The sequence below is a fragment of the Saccharopolyspora halophila genome (assembly GCF_039531955.1).
Classification (GTDB): Bacteria; Actinomycetota; Actinomycetes; order Mycobacteriales; family Pseudonocardiaceae; genus Saccharopolyspora; species Saccharopolyspora halophila.
This window is the reverse complement of the sequence record NZ_BAAARA010000023.1, coordinates 144,015-162,235: the sequence shown is the minus strand read 5'-3', so window position 1 is coordinate 162,235 and position 18,221 is coordinate 144,015. Positions and strand designations below refer to the sequence as shown.

Annotated in this window: 17 protein-coding genes and 1 tRNA gene; 13 read left to right on the top strand and 5 right to left on the bottom strand. The window is 69.6% G+C overall.

Annotated features, from left to right (window positions below; all coding sequences use genetic code 11):
• The first annotated feature begins 66 nt into the window (after positions 1-66).
• From ABD289_RS23770 to ABD289_RS23740, 7 genes are all read left to right on the top strand, one after another.
• The gene (locus ABD289_RS23770) at positions 67-1,077 is read left to right on the top strand and encodes a LacI family DNA-binding transcriptional regulator (protein WP_344137307.1); all 1,011 of its coding nucleotides are present in this window, start codon (positions 67-69) and stop codon (positions 1,075-1,077) included.
• Positions 1,074-2,078 carry a 2-hydroxyacid dehydrogenase gene (locus ABD289_RS23765; RefSeq protein WP_344137303.1) on the top strand — a complete coding sequence of 335 codons (1,005 nt, stop codon included), beginning with the start codon at positions 1,074-1,076 and terminating at the stop codon, positions 2,076-2,078. The genes ABD289_RS23770 and ABD289_RS23765 overlap by 4 nt, the downstream gene beginning before the upstream one ends.
• Positions 2,078-3,292 (top strand): D-mannonate dehydratase ManD, encoded by a 1,215-nt coding sequence (manD, locus tag ABD289_RS23760; protein ID WP_344137390.1) that lies wholly within the window; start codon positions 2,078-2,080, stop codon positions 3,290-3,292. The genes ABD289_RS23765 and manD overlap by 1 nt, the downstream gene beginning before the upstream one ends.
• Before the next feature lie 5 nt (positions 3,293-3,297).
• Complete coding sequence (locus ABD289_RS23755; protein ID WP_344137300.1) at positions 3,298-4,791, top strand: mannitol dehydrogenase family protein; 1,494 nt, start codon at positions 3,298-3,300, stop codon at positions 4,789-4,791.
• A 124-nt stretch (positions 4,792-4,915) separates the two neighbouring features.
• Positions 4,916-6,214, top strand: coding sequence for an MFS transporter (locus tag ABD289_RS23750; RefSeq protein ID WP_344137297.1), 1,299 nt, complete (start codon positions 4,916-4,918; stop codon positions 6,212-6,214).
• 242 nt (positions 6,215-6,456) lie between these two features.
• Positions 6,457-7,509 (top strand): L-idonate 5-dehydrogenase, encoded by a 1,053-nt coding sequence (locus ABD289_RS23745; RefSeq protein ID WP_344137294.1) that lies wholly within the window; start codon positions 6,457-6,459, stop codon positions 7,507-7,509.
• Between the two features lie 146 nt (positions 7,510-7,655).
• Complete coding sequence (locus ABD289_RS23740) at positions 7,656-7,811, top strand: hypothetical protein (protein ID WP_344137291.1); 156 nt, start codon at positions 7,656-7,658, stop codon at positions 7,809-7,811.
• Positions 7,812-7,817: 6 nt separating this feature from the next.
• Here the strand turns inward: ABD289_RS23740 and ABD289_RS23735 are convergent.
• A tRNA-Leu gene (locus ABD289_RS23735) sits at positions 7,818-7,903 on the bottom strand.
• Between the two features lie 122 nt (positions 7,904-8,025).
• Between ABD289_RS23735 and ABD289_RS23730 the strand changes: the two genes are divergently transcribed.
• The 3 genes from ABD289_RS23730 (at position 8,026) to ABD289_RS23720 (ending at position 11,267) form a co-directional block, all read left to right on the top strand.
• Positions 8,026-9,378, top strand: coding sequence for a M20/M25/M40 family metallo-hydrolase (locus tag ABD289_RS23730; RefSeq protein WP_344137288.1), 1,353 nt, complete (start codon positions 8,026-8,028; stop codon positions 9,376-9,378).
• Positions 9,379-9,603: 225 nt separating this feature from the next.
• On the top strand, positions 9,604-10,326 hold the full coding sequence (locus ABD289_RS23725; protein ID WP_344137285.1) for a zinc ribbon domain-containing protein: 723 nt from the start codon (positions 9,604-9,606) through the stop codon (positions 10,324-10,326).
• Positions 10,308-11,267, top strand: a complete 960-nt coding sequence (locus ABD289_RS23720; protein WP_344137282.1) for a tyrosine-type recombinase/integrase — start codon at positions 10,308-10,310, stop codon at positions 11,265-11,267. Before ABD289_RS23725 ends, ABD289_RS23720 begins: the two co-directional genes overlap by 19 nt.
• A gap of 76 nt (positions 11,268-11,343) precedes the next feature.
• Here ABD289_RS23720 and ABD289_RS23715 read toward each other — a convergent pair whose 3' ends face one another.
• Both ABD289_RS23715 and ABD289_RS23710 read right to left on the bottom strand, forming a co-directional pair.
• Positions 11,344-11,997 (bottom strand): VOC family protein, encoded by a 654-nt coding sequence (locus ABD289_RS23715; protein ID WP_344137279.1) that lies wholly within the window; start codon positions 11,995-11,997, stop codon positions 11,344-11,346.
• A 103-nt stretch (positions 11,998-12,100) separates the two neighbouring features.
• Entirely contained in the window at positions 12,101-12,448 is a 348-nt protein-coding gene (locus ABD289_RS23710; protein WP_344137276.1) for a hypothetical protein, read from the bottom strand.
• Between the two features lie 115 nt (positions 12,449-12,563).
• Between ABD289_RS23710 and ABD289_RS23705 the strand changes: the two genes are divergently transcribed.
• The 3 genes from ABD289_RS23705 to ABD289_RS23695 all read left to right on the top strand — a co-directional run bounded on the left by ABD289_RS23705 (position 12,564) and on the right by ABD289_RS23695 (position 15,650).
• Positions 12,564-13,343 (top strand): glycerophosphodiester phosphodiesterase family protein, encoded by a 780-nt coding sequence (locus ABD289_RS23705; protein ID WP_344137273.1) that lies wholly within the window; start codon positions 12,564-12,566, stop codon positions 13,341-13,343.
• Between the two features lie 72 nt (positions 13,344-13,415).
• Positions 13,416-14,825, top strand: a complete 1,410-nt coding sequence (locus tag ABD289_RS23700; RefSeq protein ID WP_344137270.1) for an MFS transporter — start codon at positions 13,416-13,418, stop codon at positions 14,823-14,825.
• Between the two features lie 486 nt (positions 14,826-15,311).
• Complete coding sequence (locus ABD289_RS23695; protein ID WP_344137268.1) at positions 15,312-15,650, top strand: RNA polymerase-binding protein RbpA; 339 nt, start codon at positions 15,312-15,314, stop codon at positions 15,648-15,650.
• 100 nt (positions 15,651-15,750) lie between these two features.
• Here the strand turns inward: ABD289_RS23695 and ABD289_RS23690 are convergent, their stop codons facing one another.
• Both ABD289_RS23690 and lnt read right to left on the bottom strand, forming a co-directional pair.
• Positions 15,751-16,521 carry a polyprenol monophosphomannose synthase gene (locus ABD289_RS23690; protein WP_344137266.1) on the bottom strand — a complete coding sequence of 257 codons (771 nt, stop codon included), beginning with the start codon at positions 16,519-16,521 and terminating at the stop codon, positions 15,751-15,753.
• Positions 16,522-16,569: 48 nt separating this feature from the next.
• Positions 16,570-18,135 (bottom strand): apolipoprotein N-acyltransferase, encoded by a 1,566-nt coding sequence (gene lnt, locus ABD289_RS23685; RefSeq protein WP_344137263.1) that lies wholly within the window; start codon positions 18,133-18,135, stop codon positions 16,570-16,572.
• Positions 18,136-18,221: the final 86 nt, after the last annotated feature.

Genomic DNA, 18,221 nt, shown 5'->3' with positions numbered 1-18,221 from the left:
GACTCTGCTTGTACAACTCTTGCACTGTTGGTGGCGTTCGAGCAGACGTAGTCGGAGGCAGGTCACGTGGCACCCACACTCACGGAAGTCGCCGAACGCGCCGGCGTCTCCCTGTCCACCGCGTCGCGGGCGTTCAACGCGCCCGACCGCATCGGGCAGGCGACGCTGGCCCGGATCATCCAGGCGGCCGATGAGATCGGGTATCACGCCGCCAGGCCCGCGGCCGTCGAGCAGACCGCGACCACGGTGGCGGTGATCGTGCCGGACGTCGGGCACACCGTGTTCTCCCAGTTCGTCAAGTCCGCGCAGGCGCAGGGTTGGCACCGCAGGCAAACCGTCGTGCTGACCGATACCGATGACAGTCCGGATCGCGAGCGCGAAGCGCTGGGAGAGCTCCAGGGCAGGGTCGACGCGCTCGTGGTGTGCTCCCCACGGCTGCCGGCCGAAGACATCGTCGAGCTCGCCGGGGAAACGCCTCTCGTGCTCGTCAACCGGTATTCGCAGGATTGCGACTGCGTCGTAGCCGATTCCGAGGACGGCTTGCGGCAAGCCGTGGACTACCTCGTGGCGCTCGGGCACCAGCACCTGGCGTACCTCCCCGGATCGCCCCAGTCCTGGTCGAACGAGCGGCGGCTCAAGGCGATCAAGGCGCTCTGCGAGGAGCGTCGGGTGCACTTGGATCTGCTCGGTTGGCAGCAGGAAACGCTGGCCGGCGGGCACGCCGCGGCTCCCGGAGTGATGGTCACCGGGGCGAGCGCGGTGCTGACGCACAACGATCCGATGGCCATCGGCGTCATGAACGGGGTCCGGGACATGGGGCTGTCCGTGCCCGGTGACCTCAGCATCGTCGGCATCGACGACTCCCCGCTGGCGCAGCTCACGCACCCCTCGCTGAGCAGCATCAACGTCCCGCTGGCGAAGGCAGGGGTGCTCAGCCTCGACCTGGTGCACCAGCGGGCCGCAGAACCCGCCGCCCCCAACCGGCAGATCCACCTACCGACTCAGTTCGTGGTGCGGGGATCCACGGGGCCCGCGCGCGCAAGCGGCGCCCGCCCAACAGGGAGGACCGAGGCATGAAGATCATCGTGACGGACCGGAACCTCGCGCCCCATCGCGCCCGCTTCGAGGACGCTCTCGCCCCCGGGTGCTCGGTGTCCTGGTACGACTCGTCGGGAGACGCTTCGGTACTCGACGATCTCGCCGAAGCCGAGGTCTACGTCGGCGGTGTCTTCACGGCGCCGATGGCAGCCGCCGCGCCCAACCTCCGCCTGGTGCACGTGGCCGGAGCGGGAACCGACAACATCGCGATCGCCGACCTGCCCGAGCGCGTCGCCGTCGCCAACACCTTTCACCACGAGGCCGCAATCGCCGAGCACGTCGTGGCCACGACCGTGTCGCTGCGCAGGGGAATCCCGGCGGCGGACCGGGCGCTGCGCGAAGGGCGGTGGGCGAGTCCTGTCCACGACCCGGCGATCCCGCAGCCGAACACCTTGCACGGCGCCACCATCGGCTTCGTAGGGTTCGGCCACATCGGCCGGGAGACGTGGCGGCTGTTCCGGGCCTTCGGCTGCGATGCGGTAGCCGTCACCGCCAGTGGGAGCACTGACGCCAGTGCCGAGGGGCTGCGGTGGGCCGGTGACATCACCCGGCTCGGGTCGCTGCTGCGGGAGTCCGACGTGGTCGTCATCGCGGTGCCCCTCTCCGAGGGCACGCGGGGGCTGGTCGGCGAGCGCGAGCTGCGGGACGTCGGCGAGCGCGGAATCGTGGTCAACGTCGCCCGCGGTCCCGTCGTCGACGAACGTGCCCTGTTCGACGCCTTGTCCGGCGGGCTCATCGCGGGGGCGGCGATCGACGTCTGGTACGCCTATCCGGGCACCGACGGCGTGGGCGAGCCCGCTTCCCTGCCATTCGCGACGTTGCCCAACATCATCCTCACGCCGCACAGCTCCGGTATCACCAGGCAGACGTTCCTCGGTCGGGTGGACGACATCACCGACAACATCGCCAGGCTCGTCCGAGGAGTTCCGCTGCGCAACGTCGTGCGGGCCGGCCGATCGTCGACGGAGGCCGTCTCGTGATCGACCACATCGCCGGCGCCGAGGTCGTCGTGTGCAGCCCGACTCGGAACTACGTCACCCTCAAGATCACCACGGCGGACGGCGTCGTCGGCTACGGCGACGCGACGCTCAACGGGCGCGAGCTCGCCGTGGCCTCTTACCTCCGCGACCACGTCGCCCCCCTGCTGATCGGCAGGGATGCCAGCCGCATCGAGGACACCTGGCAGCTCCTCTACCGCGGCGCCTACTGGCGGCGCGGTCCCGTCACCATGGCGGCGATCGGAGCCGTCGACGTCGCGCTTTGGGACATCAAGGGCAAGACCCTGGGCCAGCCCGTGTACCAGCTGCTCGGCGGCGCGGTTCGCGACCGCGTGCTCACCTACACCCACGCGATGGGCTGGGAGCTGCCCGCGCTGCTCGACGCCGTCGACGCGCTCCGGGAGCGTGGTTTTCGCGCCGTGCGCGCCCAATCCGGCATCCCCGGCCTGGACACGGTCTACGGCGTGCACCGCGACTGCAGCGGGTACGAGCCCGCGGCACGTTCCACCGCGGCGCCGGAAGAGGTCTGGGACTCCAGCGCCTACCTGCGCCACGTCCCCGGTCTGCTAGCCGAGGTCCGGCGGCACGTCGGGGAGGGACTCGAGCTGCTGCACGACACCCATCACCGGCTAACGCCTCAGCAAGCGGCGCGCTTCGCCGCCGCGGTCGAGGCCGTGGATCTGTTCTGGCTCGAGGACGTCACGCCCGCCGAGAACCAGGACGCCCTCCGACTCGTGCGTGGGCACAGCACCACGCCCCTGGCGATCGGCGAGGTCTTCAACTCCATCTGGGACTGCCACCGGCTCATCGAGCACCAGCTCATCGACTTCGTGCGCGCGGCGGTCAGCCACGCGGGCGGGATCAGCCACATGCGCAAGATCCACGCCCTGGCCGACGTGCACCAGGTCAGGGGAGCGCCGCACGGGCCCTCCGACGTCTCGCCCATCACGCTCGGGGCGAGCCTGCACGTCGGCCTCGCCACGCCGAACTTCGCGATTCAGGAGTACATGGGTTACGACCCGCTGGTCGGCGACGTCTTCCCCGGCGCGTGGTCGTTCGACGACGGTTATCTCCATCCCGGCGACGCACCGGGCATCGGCGTGGCGCTGAACGAGGAGCTGGCAGCGAAGTACCCGTACGAGCCCGCCTACCTGCCCGTCGCGCGGCAACGCGACGGCTCGATCACGGACTGGTGACAGCGATGCACAGGCGCCTCTCCCGCTCGACGGTTCCGGAGAGCACTTTGCTCTCGGTCGCACCTCCCACCGCGACGGGAATCGTCCATCTCGGACTCGGGAACTTCCACCGGGCACACCAGGCCGTCTACACCGCTACGGCAGCGGCGGGCGAATCCCACCCCTGGGGCATCCTGGGCGTCGCCAGCAGGTCCGCCACGACGGCGCGCGCGATGAGTGAGCAGGACCTGCTCTACAGCGTCGTCACGATCTCGCCGGACGACGAGCGTGTATCCGTTCCCGCCGTGCACACGGGAGCGCTCGTCGCGGCGTACGATCCCGGAGCCGTGATCGGCGCGATCGGCGATGCCGGCACGAGGATCGTCACGATCACGGTCTCCGAGAACGGCTACCACTACTCCGCCGAAACGGGGTCGCTCGACCTCGATTCCGACGCCATCCGGCACGATCTCGCGAACCCCGCGCAGCCGCTCACGACGATCGGTCACATCGCGTACGGGTTGGCGCTGCGAGCCGACACGCACGGCGCTCCGGTGACGGTGGTCAGCTGCGACAACCTGCTGGCCAACGGACGACGCACCGAACGGCTCGTCCGGGAATTCATCGGCGCGCTCCCCGACGCACGTCGGGATCGGACGCTGGAATGGCTCGACGCGCGCGCGACCTTCCCCAACTCCATGGTCGACCGGATCGTCCCGGCCAGCACCGACGACCACCGAGCCGCCGCCGAACGGAGGCTCGGGGTCCACGACGCCGCGACGGTCGTTGCCGAACCGTTCTCGGCGTGGGTGCTGGAGGACAGCTTCCTCGCCGGACGCCCGGCGTGGGAACGCGCGGGAGCCGTCTTCACCGACGACGTCGAGCCGTACGAGATGATGAAGCTGCGCCTGCTCAACGGAACGCACTCGCTCATCGCCTACCTCGGCGCCCTCGATGGGCGGGCCACGATCCCGGACGCGGTGGCACAGCCGTACATCGCCAACGCCGCATCGGCCGTGCTTCGCTTGGACTACCTGCCGACGGTGAAGGTCCCGGACTCGGTCGACATCGACTCCTACACCCGCGATCTGTTCGGCCGCTGGTCGAATACCGCTCTGGGCCACCGGACCTCGCAGGTCGGATCCGACGGATCCGTGAAGCTGGGGCAGCGCGTACCCGCCCCCGCGCTCCACCACCTCGCCGGCGGTGACCTACCGCACCATCTCGCCCTGACGGTCGCGGCCTACCTGTGCTGCGTCGCTCCACCCCCCGGTTTCGATCCGGGCCCGCACGCTCGAGCCATGGTCGATCCGGCCGCCCGGCAGCTCGGAGAGCTGTCGGCCAACACCACCTCGATCCCTCGCTTCGTCCGCTCCATATTCGAATCCGGACGGCTGTTTCCCCGCGAGCTGGCGGCCCACGAGCCGTTCGTCGACAGGGTCGCCGCCCTCGCCGACCTCATCGTCCGGCACGGACCAGCCCAGGCCTGCGCCGACGCCGACCGAGCCACCCGGAACTAACCCGTCCAACCCCAGCCATCTCGCCTCAACGTGGAGGATCGCGATGAACGTGACGCCCGGAACACCACTGCAGACAGGCGGCGACAGTCCGGATCGGGCTGTTCGGCCGGAGGAGCAACGCAATGTGCGCCGCGCCGCCTGGGCCGGTTGCATCGGCACGACGCTCGAGCTGTACGACTTCGTCATCTACGGCACGGCCGCGGCGCTCGTCTTCAACACGATCTTCTTCCCCGACGCCTCACCAGCGGCCGGCGTCATGGCGAGCTTCGCGACGTACGCCGTCGGCTTCGTTGCCCGGCCCTTCGGCGGGTTGTTCTTCTCGCGCTACGGCGACCGGTGGGGTCGCAAGTGGGTGCTCGTCACCACTCTGGCCCTAATGGGACTGGCAACGCTGGCGATGGGATTGCTGCCGACGTACGGGCAAGTCGGCATCCTCGCGCCGCTGCTTCTCGTGGTTTGCCGATTCTTGCAGGGCTTCGGCGCAGGGGCCGAGCAGGCCGGCAGCGCCACACTGCTCACCGAGGCGGCCCCGCAGGGCATGCGCGGCCGGCTGGCGTCCCTCGTCATGGTCGGAGCCGCGCTGGGCACCGCGCTGGGCGCGCTCGCGTGGGTGCTCGCCCAGCTGCTGCCGGAGGAGCAGCTGATGGCGTGGGGCTGGCGCCTCGTGTTCATCAGCAGCGTCTTCGTGACCATCGCCGCGTTCGTCATCCGCCGCAAGCTCTCCGAGACCGCGGTGTTCGAGAAGATCAAGCAGGAGCGGACGACCGCACCGGCCCCCGTGCAGGAGGTGTTCGCCAGCGGCAAGAAGCCGCTTTTGATCGTCGTGTTCATGACGGTCGGCATCAGCGTGCAGTCCTACACCTACCAGGTCTTCATGGCGTCGTACCTGAAGAACGACGTGGCCGTCGACCCCGACTTCATCCCGAAGGTGCTGCTGGTCGGCGCCTTGTGCGGCGGCGTGGGCGCCTACCTGTTCGGCTGGCTCACCGACCGGGTCGGCCGCAAGCCCGTCTACATCGCCATCGTGTCGTCGCTCATCGTGCTCCCCATCCCGACGTTCCTCGCGCTCAACACCGGTTCGCAGGTTTGGATCACCGTCGTGATGATCGCCGGCTTCGTCCTGGCCGGTCAGGGTTCCGTGGCCGTGACGATGAGCTACTTCCCCGAGATCTTCGGCAGCCGGTACCGCTACGCGGGCGTCACCATCGGGCGCGAGATCGCCGCGGTTCTCGGCGGTGGGTTCGCTCCGCTGATCTGCGCGGCGTTGATGGCGGCATTCGGCTCCTGGGTGCCGGTCGCGATCTACATGATGATCGCGATGATCACAGTGCTGATCGCAGCGATGTTCGCGCCCGAGACCAGGAACCGTGACCTCACTCTCGCGCACAACGCGACCGATCACGATCCCGCAGGGGCGCGGTGACGGCACGTCGTTCGGCGAGACCGCGGAGCCCGCGAGCACCGCGGTCTCGCTCGGGCCCCGGCTACCGGTCGTCGGCGGAGCGGAGAGCTCGACGTCGCCACCGCGGTTCGACAACGCCCGCGGTGTCCCCAGCGGGCACCGCGGGGACGGCCGCCAGGTACCCGGCCCGCGCGCGGCACTCCGCCACCTAATGCCCGATCCCGAATCCGCTTCCCGCTGTCGGATCGCTTCCAGGAGGAGACATGGTCCACCCAGATCCACGAACGACAACCGCGGTCGTGGCCCACGGCCCCGGTGACCTGCGCGTCGAGACTGTGCCGGTGGACCGCGCGCGCTCCGACGAGGCGTTGATCGGCATCGCCTACGGCGGCATCTGCGGGTCCGATCTGCACTACTGGCAGCACGGTGCCGCAGGTGAGTCGATCCTGCGCGCGCCGATGAGATTGGGACATGAGGTCTCCGGCACCGTCGTGCGAGCTGCGGCCGACGGTTCCGGGCCACCGGAGGGAACGCCGGTCACCGTGCACCCGGCGACCCCGGGTGCGGGGTCCGGTGCCCGCTACCCGGCTGATCGGCCCAACCTCTCGCCCGGCTGCACGTACCTGGGAAGCGCGGCCCAGAACCCGCACACCGACGGAGCATTCGCCGGGATGACGGCCCTGCCGACCCGCATGCTCAGGGCGCTGCCAACCGCGATGGACCTGCGAACGGCCGCCCTCACCGAACCGGCGAGCGTGGCGTGGCACGCGGTCGGGAGAGCCGGATCTGTCGCCGCAAAGTCCGTGCTGGTGATCGGCGCGGGCCCCATCGGAGCCCTGACGGTCGCGGTACTCGCCCGCGCCGGAGCTACCGCCATCACCGCGGTCGACGTGCACCCGCATCCGCTCGAACTCGCCGCGCGGGTGGGTGCGCACCGCACCATTCCGGTATCCGAACCGGACCGGATCGCCGAGGTCGAAGCCGACCTGACCATCGAATGCTCGGGCAATCACCGCGGCCTTGCATCCGCGATCAGCGGAACCGCGCGTGGTGGGCGCATCGTGCTGGTCGGCTTGCTGCCCACCGGTGACCAACCCGTGCCCATGTCCACGGTGATCACGCGCGAACTCGACCTCGTCGGCTCCTTCCGGTTCAACGACGAGATCGACGACGTGATCGAGGCCCTGGCGGACGGCTCGCTGAAGGTCGAACCGATCATCAGCGCTGAGTACGACGTCACCCGCGCCGTGGCGGCCTTCCAACACGCTAAAAACGCCGCCACCACGAGCAAAGTCCTCCTGCGCTTCCCGCACTGACGCGGCCCTCTCGGTCGGTCTACGGCTCCTCTCGGAGCATTGGCTGACCGGGCTGAGTAGGAGTGCCTCGTCACGCGAACACATCCTGCGGCTTGCCACCGCCCTACGAACCTCGAAGTCCACCGCATCCCGGTCAAATCAAAGCTGTGATCGATTCGCTCGGCGACATCGGTAGCGCCCTTAAAGGTGGCCGACGTGATCGCCTCGAAGCGCTGTACGCCGCGATGGACCTGCACGTCACCTACGAGCACGGAACGGACACCGCCGAAAAAAATTCACCCGGTTGGGAACCGGGTGAATAGTTTGCGTGTCGGAGGGGGGACTTGAACCCCCACGCCCATTAGTAGGGCACTAGCACCTCAAGCTAGCGCGTCTGCCTTTCCGCCACTCCGACGCCTCAGGTCCGCCGCTGTGTTTCCCGGGCGGCCCCGTTCTGTTGTGCATATAGATTAGCCCATGGTCATCCGGGCCTGTCACCCACCCCCCTCTTCGGGCGCTGGGTGATAGAAATGCCTGGTGAGCGAGCACAACGGTATCTCCGGAAGCGATCAGGACGCGGGGTTGGCGCTGGCCCAGGACGAGGTCGTCGGGCTGGCCAGTGACTTGATCCGCATCGACAGCACGAACACGGGCGAGGCCGACACCGTGGTTCCCGAGCGGGAGGCCGCCGAGTACGTGGCCGCCAAGCTCGCCGAGGTCGGCTACGAGGTGACCTACGTCGAGGCCGGGGACCAGGTGGGCCGGGCCAACGTGGTGGCGCGGCTGCCCGGGGCCGACTCCTCGCGTGGTGGTCTGCTGGTGCACGGGCACCTGGACGTCGTTCCCGCGGATCCGGTCGAGTGGTCGGTGCACCCGTTCTCCGGGGCGGTGCAGGACGGCTACGTGTGGGGCCGCGGCGCCGTCGACATGAAGGACATGCTGGCGATGAGCCTGGCCATCGCGCGCCGGTTCAAGCGGGACGGCATCGTTCCCCCGCGCGACATCGTCTTCGCCTTCGTCTCCGACGAGGAGGCCGGCGGGTTCCAGGGTGCGCAGTGGCTGGTCGAGCACCGCCCCGAGCTGTTCGAGGGGTGCACCGAGGCGATCAGCGAGGTCGGCGGCTACTCGCTGACGCTCAAGGACGGGGTGCGGGCCTACCTGGTGCAGACCGCGGAGAAGGGCATCCGCTGGCTCAAGCTGCGCGTGCGGGCGCGTGCGGGGCACGGGTCGATGGTGCACGACGACAACGCCGTCACGAAGCTCTCCGAGGCCGTGGCCAAGCTCGGGGCGCATCGGTTCCCGCTGGTGATGTCCGAGAGCGTGCAGGAGTTCCTGGACGGGGTCAGCGAGATCACCGGGTGGGACTTCCCGGCGGACGACATCGAGGGCTCGGTGGCCAAGCTGGGGAACATCTCCCGGATCATCGGGGCCACCCTGCGCGACACCGCCAACCCGACGATGCTCACCGCCGGGTACAAGCACAACGTCATCCCCTCGGTGGCCGAGGCGGCGGTGGACTGCCGGATCGTGCCCGGCCGGGAAGAGGCCTTCGACCGGGAGCTCGCCGAGCTGCTGGGCCCGGACGTCGAGCGCGAGTGGGTCGGCCTGCCGCCGGTGGAGACCAAGTTCGAGGGGCGGCTCGTCGAGCAGATGCAGAGCTCGCTGCTGGCCGAGGACCCCGGGGCCAAGGCGCTGCCGTACATGATGTCCGGTGGCACCGACGCGAAGTCCTTCGCGCGGCTGGGCATGAACTGCTACGGGTTCGCGCCGCTGAAGCTGCCCGCCGACCTGGACTTCTCCGCGCTGTTCCACGGCGTCGACGAACGGGTGCCGGTCGATGCGCTGCAGTTCGGCGTGCGGGTGCTGGACCGGTTCATCCGCAACAGCTGACTGTCGGGGGCGTCTGGTTGCATCTACCGGCAGTTGATCGAAACCGGTGAGGTGCGTTAAGGGCTGGTCATCACGTGTTCGCGGGACGAGTTCCGGTGGCTGCGGTCGAAGCTGGCGACGCTGTGGACGAACGGGTGCTTCGTCGCGGCGGTCGGCGGCGCACCGCTGGAGGCCATCCGCGAGTGCGCAGGGAACCAGCAGAACGTCCGACGGGGGAGGTGTTCCATGCTTTCCGGTCGCGAGTACTGCTTGGAGCTCACCGCTGCGCAGGCCGCGCAGTGCGAGGGGTTCGGCAACGTGTGCCGCGCGGTGTGGAACACCGCCCTTGGACCAGCGTCGCCAGTACCGCGAGCGCGGCGCGTGGATGAACTGCACGGCAGGATGCGCCGGTTGAAGCGCCGCGAACGCGATCGGTGGCAAGACTTCTGCTCGCGGGTCGCCGTCGAGCTCGTCGACCGCGACGCGCTGGTCGCGCTGGAAGATCTGCGCACTCGCAGCATGACCCGCTGGGGCGAGCGGCACCACCGAAGAACCCGGCCGGAACATCGCCAGAAGTCCGGCTTGAACCGCGCCGTCCTCGAAAAGGAGTGGCACGAGCTTGGACTCGCGCTGCACAACATTGCCCGCTGCACCGGCAGCGAGAGAGTGACGGTGCCCGCTGCGCGCACGTCGCAGACGTGCGCGGTGTGCCGCCACGTGGACCCGGAAAGCCGCAGCAGCCAAGCGGTTTTCCGGTGCACCGGTTGCGGCCGCACCGCACACGCAGATCTCAACGCGGCAAGGTACGCGCTGGCCGCCGGACGGGTGGTCGCAGCCTGTGGAGTCTCCGGCGCAGGCCGGTCTGCGAAGCAGGAACCCCCACCGGCGTCAGCGCCGCTTGAACCCCCGGCTCTAGCTATGGGGAGGACGTCAACATCGGGAGGTGTCGCGTGGACCTGGCGCGCTTGATGCAGACCTATCTGGAGCACTTGCAGGCCCGAAAGCTGGCGGCGAACTCGCTGCGCTCCTACCGCAGAGACCTCGATTCGGTGGCCGGTGAGCTCGTCGAGCTCACCGGCTCACCCGCCGATCAGCTCGACATCGAGCGGGTGGACACGAACGTGCTGCGCTCGGCGTTCGCCCGGTACGCGGGGGAGCGGTCGGCAGCCACGGTGACCCGCGCGTGGTCGACGTGGAACGGGTTCTTCGGGTTCCTCGTCGTGGAGGGCGCTGCGACCGGCAACCCGATGCAGGTGGTGCCCAAGCCGCGTCACGTGCCCGCTGCGCCCAAGCCGCTGCAGGGCGAGGACACGCCGGAGCGGCTGCTGCGGATGGTGGCGGCCGGGGCGCGGCAGGCGCGCGATCCCTGGCCGGAGCGCGATCTGGCGATCCTGGCCACCCTGCTGTGCACCGGGGTGCGCTCGGCCGAGCTGCTCGACCTGACGGTCTCGTCGCTGGCCGGACGCGGTGGCGACCGGCGCCTGCACGTCGCGGGCAAGGGCGGTAAGAGCCGTTCCATCCCGATCGACGACAGCCTCGACGAACTGCTCCGCAACTACCTCGCCTCGCGGCGCGAGCGCTTCGGCAACCGGCTGCCCGGTGGCGAACCGCTGTTCGTCGATCACCGCGGCGAGGCGCTGAAGCGCGGCGGCCTGCAGTACCTGGTTCGCAGGTGCCTGCAGGCGGCGGGCGTGTCCGACCGGGTCAAGCCCGGAGCGATGGTGCACGCCCTGCGCCACACCTTCGCCACCCGGCTGGCCGAGGACGGCGCGAACGCCGCCGAGATCGCCAAGCTCCTCGGGCACGCCTCGATGAACGCCAGCCAGAGCTACATCGACGTCACGGCCCGCGAGCAGCGCCTGTCGGTCCAGGCGAACCGGACGTTGCAGGTCCTGGGCGAGTTGTCCTAGATCGGTTCGTGGTCGGCGCGGCGATGCGGGTAGCGGCCCTCAGAAGGCGTCGGGCTCCTGGATCCGCGCCACCCCGCTACTGCCAGGAGCGCGTCGTGGTGAGCCCGATCATCGCGCCGTCGGGGTCGGTCAGCAGCACGGTCTCGGTCAGGCGCGGGTGCTCGATGTGCTCCGCCCGGCCGCCGTGCTTGGTGGCCAGGCGGGTGATGCCCGCCAGATCGGGCAGCGAGACGTAGCAGAGCCAGCCGGGCCCCGCGGGCAGGTTCTCCGCGGTCCGGTTGGCGATCGCACGGCCGGAAGTCAGGTACTCGACCGGCTGACCGGTGCTGACCTGCCAGCCGAGCGTGTCGGACCAGAACGCGTCGGCCCGCATCGGCGAGGTCGTGGCGAGTTCGACCCAGCAGGGCTCGCCCGAGCGCGGGTCAGGGGCCCAGGGTCCGTGCTGGGCGCGTCCTCTGGTGACCTGAGCGACCGTGTCGTCCGGACCGGTCAGCGTGCAGTCCATCGGCGCGCCCGCGAACACCGGGCGGAACCCGGAGCTCTCGCCGGCGCGGGGTTTGCGGATCGTGGCGCAGCGGCGGTTGCCCACCCAGCAGTCGAAGCCCGCTTCCACCGGGACCGGCGACCAGTCCAGGACGGCGCGGTAGAAGACGGCCGCGGCCATCGGGTCGAGACAGAGCAGGTCGACGCGGCGCAACCCGCGGACCGCACCACTTGCGGGCACCGTCATTTCCTTGCCGCCGGGGATCAACTCATCTTCGACACCCGGGCTGTCCGGCACAATGCTCCGTTCGTCCCAGGGCGTGAACGCGTCACGTGGGGTGGAAGAACCCTTACCGTAGCCGCTCCAGTTCGGTGGCCACATCCACCACCTGCGAGGCGAGCTTGCGCAGTTCGGCGTGATCGGCGCCGTCATCGGCCGCGGTCGAGACGTCCTCGGCGGCGCAGCGCAGCTGGAACAGCCGGTCCTGCAGATCGGCCAGCTCGGTGGCCGACAGCACCACGGCGTCCTCCGGCAGACCGCCCCGCTGCACGGCGGTGCGTCGCTCGTAGGCTCGCTGCCTGCAGGACTGGGCGCAGTAGAGCTTCGGCCTGCCCTGTCGTCCCGATCCCGGTACACGCCGCCCGCACCAGGCGCAGTGCCGCACGCGGCGCTGCCGGGGAGTCTCGAGGTTCTCCACGAAGATTCACGTTATCCAATGTCGACTACCACGCCGCGGAAGCCACGCCGTTAACCTCGCCACAGGCCACCGCGGGTATACCCGAGCTTCACCGGGCTGCGGGAGAGTTGGGCCCGTGACGCATCCCTACCTGGACGGGCCGCGGCCGCGAGCGCTGGCCCACCGCGGCTGGCACCTCGACGACCTCGCCGGCATGGAGAACTCGCTGAGCGCGTTCACCAGGGCCGCTGCCGAGGGCTACCGCTACATCGAGACCGACGTGCACGCCACGGCCGACGGAGTGGTCATCGTCCACCACGACGCGAGCCTGGACCGCACCACCGACCGCTCCGGTGAGATCGCGAACCTGCCCTTCGCCGAGGTGTCCAAGGCCAAGGTGGGCGGCCGGGAACCGGTCTGCAGCCTGGACGTGGCGCTCGAGGAGCTGCCCGACACGGCGTTCAACATCGACGTCAAGGCCGATTCCGCGGTCGAACCGGTGCTGCGGGCGGTGCGCAGGCACAACGCCTGGGATCGGGTGTGCCTGGCGGCGTTCTCCGACCGGCGGCTGGCCCGCCTGCGCGCGGGCGGTGGCGACGCGCTGCTGACCTCGGCGGGCCAGCGCTCGGCCCGGCTGCTGTGGTTGTCCGCGCGGGTGCCGATCCTGCCGCTGCGCGGGCTGGTGCGCGGCGCGGCCGCGCAGGTCCCGCCGCGGCACAAGGGCCTCGAGGTGATCGACTCGCGGTTCGTCGAGCGGGCGCACCGGTGGGGCATCGAGGTGCATGCTTGGACCGTGGACGAGCCCGCCGAGATGACCCGGCTGCTGAACCTGGGCGTCGACGGTCTGGTCACCGACCGGCCCGATGTGCTGCGCGAGGTGTTGCGCCAGCGCTCGGCGGACCCGGCTCCTGGGTGATCGTGTCCGTGCGGTGATCGACCGGCCAGTAGGCTGCCCGCAGTCGAGTGGTCTGGCACTTCCGGAGGACGGATGAGCGTGATGGACGGCGAGGCGGCGCCCGGTGCCGTGCGACGGCGCGAACAACGGGGGTGGTGCTGGTACGACTGGGCCAACTCGGTCTTTCCGACCTCGGTCACCACCGTCTTCCTGTCGCTGTACCTGACCTCGGTGGCGACCGAGGCGGCCAAGGCCGACGTCGCCCGCAACGGGCCGCGGGCCTGCGCGAGCGGCAACGCCCTCGTCGATTGCGACATCTCGTTCCTGGGCCTGGCCTTCCCGGCGGGCTCGTTGTGGGGATATCTGCTCTCGGTGGCGACCGTCGTGCAGGTCCTGGTCCTGCCGATCACCGGCGCCGTCGCCGACCGCACCCAGAGCAAGCGGTTGATGCTCGCGATCTTCGCCTTCGGGGGCGCCTTCGCCACCGGACTGCTCGCGCTGGTGGCCGGATCGAACTGGCAGCTGGGCGTGGTGCTGTTCGTGCTGGCCAACATCTGCTTCGGCGCCTCGGTGGTGGTCTACTACTCGTTCCTGCCCGAGATCGCCGATGCCGACGAGCGCGACGCGGTCTCCACCCGAGGCTGGGCCATCGGGTACCTCGGCGGTGGCTCGGCGCTGGCGCTGCACCTGGTCATCTACCTGGGCCACGACGCGGTCGGGATGTCCACCGAGACCGCGGTGCGGCTGATCTTCTTCCTGTCTGGGGTGTGGTGGGCGGCGTTCACGTTGCTGCCGCTGACCGCGCTGCGGCGTCATCGGGCGCCGGAGAGCGGCGGCCGGGAGAGCGGCGCCACGGCGATCACCGCCGGGTTCAAGCAGCTGATCAGCACGCTTCGCCAGGCCAGGCACTTCCCGCTGACGCTGGCGTTCCTCTGCGCCTACTGGGTCTACACCGACGGCATCGCCACCGTCACCCAGGTCTCGGCCCAGTACGGCAAGCTCGAGCTGCACCTGCCGCAGGAAACCCTGATCGTCACGCTGCTGATCGTGCAGTTCATCGCCTTCATCGGTGGTGTGCTGCACGGTGTCGTGGCCAAGCGCATCGGTGCGAAGAAGACGATCATGATCAGCCTGGCGACCTGGCTGGCCGTGCTGGTCTCGGCCTACTTCGTGCAGCGGGGCCAGGAGCTGCAGTTCTACGGCCTGGCCGTGGGAATCGGCATGGTGCTCGGCGGAACGAACGCGCTGTCCCGTTCGTTGTTCAGCCAGATGGTCCCGCCGGGTCGTGAGGCGGAGTACTTCTCGCTCTACGAGGTGGGGGAGCGGTCCACCTCGTGGTTGGGTCCGTTGGTGTTCGCCGCTGTCGGGCAGGCCACCGGGTCGTTCCGGCTGGCCATCGTCTCGCTGGTGATCTTCTTCGCGGTCGGTCTGGTGCTGGTCTCGCTGGTACCGGTGCGGCGCGCGATCCAGGCCGTGGGCAACACGCCGCCGAAGCTGCTGTAGCCCGGCGTGTCGTGTTCGCTGCGTAATCACCGGTGCTCACCGCGCGGTTTTGCGGCGATTGCTCCATGCTGGTGATCGAATGGGCGGTGGTCATCGCCTTCGGCGGAATATGCCAGTACGCTGCGTCGTGACAATGGGGAGTGTCATGGAATTACGAGCGGTCACCCACGGTGTCCATGTTGGGCCGTCCGGGTAGTGATCTGTGTCCCACATTGACGAACAATCCTGGGTTGCGCTTGGCGATGGTGACTGAGTATCTGGCACTATCACCCGTTCGAACCCTCTTATAGATTGCGGGCGGGAAAACGCGTCACGAACGCGGTCCGACGACATCTCTAGAGAGACAGCCGTGGTTGCTGGGTGAACAATGTCACCGACGGCAACCAAAAGCACGACACCGGGAACAGACGACGGATATCCCGTCGTTGCACACGGTGAGCACAACCGCTCGGGTCACGTGCCCGGGCCGAAGGGAAAGGAACCGTCATGGCCGACCGCGTTCTGCGTGGCAGCCGGCTCGGAGCTGTCAGCTACGAGACCGACCGTAACCACGACCTCGCACCGCGCCGGACGGTGCGCTACGCCTGCCCCAAGGACCACGAGTTCGAGGTTCCCTTCTCCGACGACGCCGAGGTGCCGCCGACCTGGGAATGCCGTCTGCACGGCTCCGAGTCGAAGATCATCGACGGCAGCGAACCGGAGCAGAAGAAGGCCAAGCCGCCGCGCACCCACTGGGACATGCTGCTGGAACGCCGCACCATTCCGGAGCTGGAAGAACTGCTCAACGAGCGCCTCGAGGTGCTGCGCGCCCGCCGCGGGCACTGAGCCCCCGAGCACAGGAGGAACACGACAAAGCGCCCGGAGAGCTCCGGGCGCTTACACGTGCGCGCGAACGCGCGTCGGCTCGTCGAGCGGGTGTGGCCTTTCAGCGCAGCAGCGAGCGCGCCAGCCCCATCGCCTGGTTGCCGCGGCGCCGCAGGCCCCACTTGGTCACCCGCAGCAGCGCCTCCCGGACCACGTCCGCATCCATCTTGGAGGCGCCGAACTCGCGCTCGACGAAGGTGATGGGCGCCTCCGCCACGATGAATCCGGCCTCGACCGCGCGCCAGGCCAGATCGACCTGGAAGCAGTAACCCTGCGAAGCCACGTCGTGCAGCCGCACGGTCCGCAGGACCTCGCTGCGGTAAACGCGAAAGCCCGAGGTGATGTCGTTGATCGCGACGCCCAGCGCCAGCTTGGAGTAGACGTTGGCGCCGCGCGAGAGCAACGCCCGGTGCCAGGGCCAGTTCACCGTCCGGCCGCCTGTGACGTAGCGCGAGCCCAGCACGACGTCGGCACCCGTTCCGCTGGGGCCGAGCATGCCGATCAGCCGCGGGAGGTCCTCCGGGGCGTGCGAACCGTCGGCGTCCATCTCGATGATCGCCGCGTAGTCGCGCTCCAGCGCCCAGTCGAACCCGGCCACGTAGGCCGCTCCCAGCCCGGCCTTGCCCGCGCGGTGCAGCACGTGCAGCCGCTCGTCGTCGCCGGCCAGATCATCGGCGAGCTTCCCGGTGCCGTCCGGGCTCGCGTCGTCGACCACCAGCACGTGCGCCGTCGGTAGCGCGTCGAACAGGCGCCGCAGGATCGCTGCGAGATTCTCCCGTTCGTTGTAGGTGGGGATCACCACCAGAGTCGCGCCGTCCGGGCGTTTCGACATGCGTTTCCTCCTGACCGGCTCGCGCGAGCCGGCTCGTGCTCTCGCGGATCAGGCGTTCGCGCGCCGGGTCCTCCACCCGGCCAGCACGACCGCACCGACCCCCAGTACCGCCAGTGTCCACATCGGAGTCGATCCCAGCTCGGTGGCGATCGTCCGCTCGGTGCGCAGCGGAACCTCGACGTTGAGGTTCCGCGCGGTGAAGAGCTGCGTCTGCTCGGCCACCGATCCGTCCGGCCGCACGTAGGCGCTGACGCCGCTGGTGGCGGACACGAGCATGGCCCGGCCCGTCTCGACTGCGCGCAGCCGCGACATCGCCAACTGCTGATAGCTCATCTCGGAGTGGCCGTACCAGGCGTTGTTGGTGGGCACGACCAGCAGCTGCGCGCCGTTGGCGGCGGCCGGGCCGAACACGTCGTCGTAGGCGACGTCGTAGCAGATGCCCACCCCGATCTTGGTGCCCGCGACCTCGAGCACTCCCGGGGTGTTGGCCGGGACCATGTCCTGCGGGAACCGGTCCACGAACGGGCTGACCAGGCTCGCGACCGAGCGCATCGGGATGGTCTCGGCGAACGGGACCAGATGCTGCTTGATGTAGCGCTGGCTGAAGCCGTCCTCCGGATCCCAGCGCACGATCTCGTTGCGCAGCGCCCCGTTGGAGTCCTGGCCGAGTCCGCCGACGATCAGCGGCACGTCCAGCTGCCCGGCGATCGCCGAGAGCTGCGGGTCGGTGCGCGAGGGGCCCCAGCTGCCGACCTGCTCGGGCATGACCACGAAGTCCGGCTTGGGGACTCGGCCGCTGCGGACGTCGTCGACGAGCCTGCGCGCGGCGCGGATGTGGTTGTCGTGCAGCACGTCGTCGGAGTTGAGCAGCCCGAGACCGATGTTGGGCGCGTTGCCCTGGATGACCGCCACCCGCTTGGTGCCTGCCTGGGCCTCGGTGCCGATCAGCGGCCACATCGCGAGCCCCCCGAGCAGCGGGACCAGGACTGCGGCGAGCGGCACGGCCCAGCCGCGCGGCCTGCGCGCGCGCCAGGCGAGCTCGGCCAGTCCGGAGCCGATCAGCGCCACGGCGAACGAGACGAGGGTGGCACCGCCGATCGAGGCCAGCGGGAGCAGCGCGCCGGTGTCCTGGGTGAACGCCAGCCGACCCCACGGGAAGCCGCCGAACGGGAACGCCGAGCGGATCGCCTCGGCGGTGACGAACACCGCCGCCATCCACACCGGCGCCAGCCGCAGGCGGCTGACCAGTGCCATTCCCGCGCCGCCGAGGCCGATGAACAGAGCTTCCACCGCGGCTACGCCCAGCCACGGCCACGGGCCGAAATCGGCGCCCAGGAAGTCCTGCAGCCAGCCCAGCAGCGGCAGCAGGAAGGCGAACCCGAACACCATGCCGTAGCCGAACCCGGCTCGCGGGCGCCGATGCCGCACGACCGCTGCCAGGGTCGCGAACGCCAATGGCGCCAGCCACCACAGGTCGCGTGGGGGAGACCCCGCGTAGAGTGCGAACCCGGCGGCGATCACCGCGCCCAGGCGCAGCGCCCAGGCGGCTCGTCGTCCGGGAACGCGTCGATCCGGCTGCGCTTCGTCCTGCGCAGGAGCCGTGGGGACTACCACCCGACCAACCTTCTCGGTGCTTCTCGGCCCCACCCCAGGGGCCACCAACGTTGCCGCGTGCTCGGACACGCTCGACCCAAATGTAC

Excerpts from the sequence above, each read along its gene's own strand:
- ABD289_RS23765 (WP_344137303.1), top strand. The coding sequence starts at position 1,074 with ATGAAGATCATCGTGACGGACCGGAACCTCGCGCCCCATCGCGCCCGC.
- ABD289_RS23755 (WP_344137300.1), top strand. The coding sequence starts at position 3,298 with ATGCACAGGCGCCTCTCCCGCTCGACGGTTCCGGAGAGCACTTTGCTC.
- ABD289_RS23745 (WP_344137294.1), top strand. The coding sequence starts at position 6,457 with ATGGTCCACCCAGATCCACGAACGACAACCGCGGTCGTGGCCCACGGC.
- ABD289_RS23725 (WP_344137285.1), top strand. The coding sequence starts at position 9,604 with ATGCTTTCCGGTCGCGAGTACTGCTTGGAGCTCACCGCTGCGCAGGCC.
- ABD289_RS23715 (WP_344137279.1), bottom strand. The coding sequence starts at position 11,997 with ATGACGGTGCCCGCAAGTGGTGCGGTCCGCGGGTTGCGCCGCGTCGAC.
- ABD289_RS23700 (WP_344137270.1), top strand. The coding sequence starts at position 13,416 with ATGAGCGTGATGGACGGCGAGGCGGCGCCCGGTGCCGTGCGACGGCGC.
- ABD289_RS23695 (WP_344137268.1), top strand. The coding sequence starts at position 15,312 with ATGGCCGACCGCGTTCTGCGTGGCAGCCGGCTCGGAGCTGTCAGCTAC.
- ABD289_RS23690 (WP_344137266.1), bottom strand. The coding sequence starts at position 16,521 with ATGTCGAAACGCCCGGACGGCGCGACTCTGGTGGTGATCCCCACCTAC.